This is a genomic window from Methylobacterium sp., from assembly GCF_019750675.1.
Classification (GTDB): Bacteria; Pseudomonadota; Alphaproteobacteria; order Rhizobiales; family Beijerinckiaceae; genus Methylobacterium.
In genome coordinates this window covers 1-3,934 of record NZ_JAIEOF010000091.1, presented here as the reverse complement: position 1 = coordinate 3,934, position 3,934 = coordinate 1, and the positions used below count along the sequence as shown (strand labels likewise).

The following is a 3,934-nucleotide window of genomic DNA, read 5'->3' as shown; positions in this document are numbered from 1 at the left end:
GGCACGACGCTGACGAAGGAGATGTTCCTCAACCATCTCTACGGCGGCATGGACGAGCCCGAGCTCAAGATCATCGATGTGTTCATCTGTAAAATGCGCAAGAAGCTCGCTAACGCCTCGGGTGGCAAGAACTACATCGAGACGGTCTGGGGTCGCGGCTACGCGCTTCACGACGGTGCTTCCGAGATGCGCGCCTTAGCCGGCTGACGGGCTGAGCTACGACCCGAATAGACGATACATTTCTCGGCCCAGAAGAGCTGCTTTTTTAAGCAGTTCTGATCGGCGCTCCAGATCTACTTTCCCGGCACCGGCACGGTGATGGTACAGGGCTGATCCTTGCCCGTCTTGGCGACCGCTTCGCGGCACGCCTCGATCACCGCGGCGTTCACCCGCACCAGCCTGTCGGCCGCAGCCAGCTGGCTCACCCTGAGCGGGTCCTCGAATGTCATGAGGCGGATGCCTGCCTGCCACGACGATCCCTCGCCCAGGATCTTCCTGGCCACGGACTCGGCGGCTCCGAACGGCAGGAGATTGGGAACAAGGAAGACCGCCATCGCCCCGAGATAAAGACCCGCCAGCCCTGCAGCCACACCGACAAAGGCGATCCGGTTCCGGTCCTCGTACATCCATAGGGGCCAGCTCCTGGCCTTCAGCACGCGCGTTTCCCGGAGGAACACCTCCGCGCGCGCGTCGAGCCGTCGAACCGCGTCCCGGACCAGCTCCTCGCTGCTGCTCTGGAGCAGACGGACGGCGCGCTCCGCATCCTGGCGCAGGGCGGGAAGCCGCTCGATCGCCCCCAGGCGTTCGCTCACCGTCGCCAGCTCCTGGACCAGACGGCCGAGATCGGCGCTGTAATCGACCGGTGTGCCAGTCATCTCGGCGCGATCCAGGGCCGCCGTCATGCCTTCCGCCAAGCGCGCGGTCTCCGCCTGGACCTCACGCCCCACCCGCTCGACACTGGCACGCAGGGCCTCGAACGCCACCGCCGCCTCCACGGTCTCATCCGCCTCCCCGACACCCTGCCCTGGGTCCGGCCGGCCCACGCGGCCCTCGTCGTTGCGCATCTCGCGTCCTTCGCGGTTCACAGTCCGAGGCTCGGCCCCAGGCTTTGGGTGCGCTCCAGGGCCGGGCTCTGCTCCGGCGCCAGGCTGCGCGCGAGCTCGTGCGACAGACCGAGCCCCGGCTCCGCCCGGGGCGCGATCCCGAGCTCCTCGCGCCGGGACGCCAGGGCCGTCTCCAGCGCGGGATCGTCGCTCAGGCTCAGCCGCAGGGCCTGCATCCGATCCTCGATCGCGCCGCGCGCCGTCATGCGCTGGCGACCGGGCAAGGCTGCGCGCTGCGCCCTCAGATCGCTCCAGGACCGTACGAAGCGCTCCGCGCGCGCGGCCGGATCGGCGAGGACGGCTGCCTCGCGCTCCAGGACCGCCACCAGCGCCGCGAGGCGGGCGCGACCGGACGGCATCGCCATTGCGGGTGCGGCCTCCGGATCGTGGCAGAGGGCCGAGCGCAGGGTTTCCCCCACCCCGGGGCGGGCCTGCTCCAGCGCTTCCGTGGCAGAGCTCAGCTCCCGAGCCTGTCCCTCGAGCACGGGTAGGCCAGCCCCGACCTGGCGTTCACGCGCATCGCACGCGCGCAAATAGCGCCCCAACGCCGCTTCGAACTCTAGCCTGTCGGGACTGCGCGTCTCCCCAGGGTCCGGAGCCCTGCCCGTGGCGTCCGCGGGGCCTCGCCCCGCCACCGGGGCGATCGCCGACTCCGGCGGGCTCGGGCGGCCGGGGCTGAGCTTCAATCCGGCGAACGGGTCACGCCGCGGCGCCGACGCCAGCGGACCCCGGACCGGGCCAGTCCGGCTCAGGCGAAGCCCCGCGAACAGCCCTCGCCGGACCCGGGTCACGGCCGCAGCCGCCGCCTCCGACACCAGAGCGATCGTACTGCCGAGCCCGAACCGCTCGGCGATCCCGCGGCGCGCCGCGTAGGCCGGCGCATAGTCCAGCGTGGTCTCCTTGGTGCCCGCCCGCGACAGCCGTGCCACGAACCCGGCCGGCAGCGCCGCCCCGGCCTCCACCGGACCGCTCAGTCCGAACTCGGCGCCGTCGACGTAGAGCTGCGCTCCATCGCGGTGGCGGGTCATCGCCACGTAGGTCAGGTGCCGGTCGAGGGTGGCCGAGGCCAGCACGAAGGCCCGGTCCACCGTCGCCCCTTGGGCTTTGTGGATGGTCGTGGCGTAGCCGTGATCGAAGGCCGCGTAGGTCTCGGTCGGGACCGTGACCCGCCGGGGGGATGCCTCCGCCGGACCGTCGAGGCGCACCTGGATGCGCCCAACCGCCACCGCCTCGACCGTGCCCAGCATGCCGTTCTTGACCCCGAGCTCACGTTCGTTCTCCAGGAACACGATGCGGTCGCCGGCTACGAACAGCCGCTCGCCCTCACGGGTGCTGAAGGCCCGCTCGCCCGCTTGCCCGCCCTGCGGCAAGGCGCCTTGCTCCTGCAGGCCCGCCCGGATGGCGGCATTGAGCGCCGCCACGTCGACGCGCCGATGCGCCAGCACCACGCGCGAGCCCTCGGGTCGGCTGGTCCGATCGGCCAGGGCATCGGCCACGATCGCGGCGCGCGCGGCCTCTCCTCCGTCGAGGAACCGGATCGCGCCGGCCGCCCCGTAGGCCGCCAAGCCCTCGCCCGTGCGATGCGTGGCGAAGGCCACCGAAGCGGCGCGCTGCCAGTTGCTCCGCTGCCGGCGGATGTCGCCGAGCTCGGCGTGCCCGATGCGCTCGACGATCGCCCGGAACGGTGCCCCCGCCCCGATCGCCTGGAGCTGCTCGTGATCGCCCACCAGCACGATCTTGGCGCCCCGCCCCTCGGCCTCGGCCACGAAGCGCGCGAGCTGGCTCGAGCCCACCATCCCGGCCTCGTCGATCACGAAGACGTCGCACCGGCTTAAGCGATGCCGATCGCGCTCCCAGGACAGCGACCACGAGGCCAGGGTGCGGCTGGCGATGCCCGAACTCTCCTCCAGCCCTTCTGCGGCCTTGCCCGACAGGGCCGCACCCAGGACCCGGTGACCTTGCGCCTCCCAGGCCGCGCGCGCCGCGGCCAGCATCGTGCTCTTGCCCGCCCCGGCAAACCCCACCACCGCGGCGATCCGCTCCGGCCCGGTCACGTGCCGGATCGCCGCCCGCTGCTCGGCCGACAACCCGGCCGCGGGATCACCCGCGCTTTTTCGGATCGCCGCATCCTGGCGCGCCAGCGCCGCGGCGATCCGAGCCGGGGCGACGCCGTGCGTGCGCGCGACCTGCATCCGGCCGGCCGCCGCCGCCATGCCGGCTTCCAGCGCCACCATCGCGTGCGTGCTGTAGCGCGCGGGCGCCACAACGCCGGTGCGCGGATCTGTGTGCTCGGGCTGCAGGGTGAGAAGAGCGGGCGAGGCCATCACGACGGCGAGTGCGTTCTGGAAGCCTTGCGCGTCGTCGGGCAGGGCCCGGTGCAGGGCGCGGGCGATGTCGCGCCGGTCGAACACGCTCTTTTCGAGGCTGATCAGGGTCAGCACCTCCTCCGGGCGCTCGGCGATCCGCGCGGCATTGCGCGCCGCAGCCTGCGCATCGAGCTTTGCCCGCGTCACCGCGAGCCCCCGCCGCTCCATTCGGCTGGCGTGCACCCCGACATGCTCGGTCGGCACCAGCCCCACCCCGCGCATCGCGTGGCTGCGGTGGTCGATGCGCACGTCGAGATCCTGCGCGGCCAGATGCGCGTTGACGATGCCTTCCCAAGCCGCTCGGATCTCACGCAGCTGCGCGTCCGTCGTCGGCCGCCCGTTGGCCAGCAACCACTTGTTCTCACGCTCCAGGTCCGTCTTCTCGCCCAGACCCTCCGGGCCAACTCGGCGCGTGGTCAGCAGCACATGGGCATGGTGGTTGCGCTGGTCGCCCTGCGCGTGCGG

General features: G+C 72.0%; 3 protein-coding genes. 1 reads left to right on the top strand and 2 read right to left on the bottom strand.

Annotated features, from left to right (window positions below; genetic code table 11):
- On the top strand, positions 1-207 hold a 207-nt coding region (locus K2X24_RS04600), incomplete at its 5' end, for a helix-turn-helix domain-containing protein (protein WP_292495145.1).
- Positions 208-293: 86 nt separating this feature from the next.
- Here K2X24_RS04600 and K2X24_RS04595 read toward each other — a convergent pair.
- Together K2X24_RS04595 and traA are read right to left on the bottom strand one after the other, a co-directional pair.
- On the bottom strand, positions 294-1,064 hold the full coding sequence (locus K2X24_RS04595; protein WP_292495143.1) for a DUF6118 family protein: 771 nt from the start codon (positions 1,062-1,064) through the stop codon (positions 294-296).
- Positions 1,065-1,081: 17 nt separating this feature from the next.
- The coding region (traA, locus tag K2X24_RS04590) for a Ti-type conjugative transfer relaxase TraA (RefSeq protein WP_292495141.1) at positions 1,082-3,934 on the bottom strand (2,853 nt) is incomplete at its 5' end.

Coding starts and splice junctions, on each gene's coding strand:
- K2X24_RS04595 (WP_292495143.1), bottom strand. CDS start 1,064: ATGCGCAACGACGAGGGCCGCGTGGGCCGGCCGGACCCAGGGCAGGGT.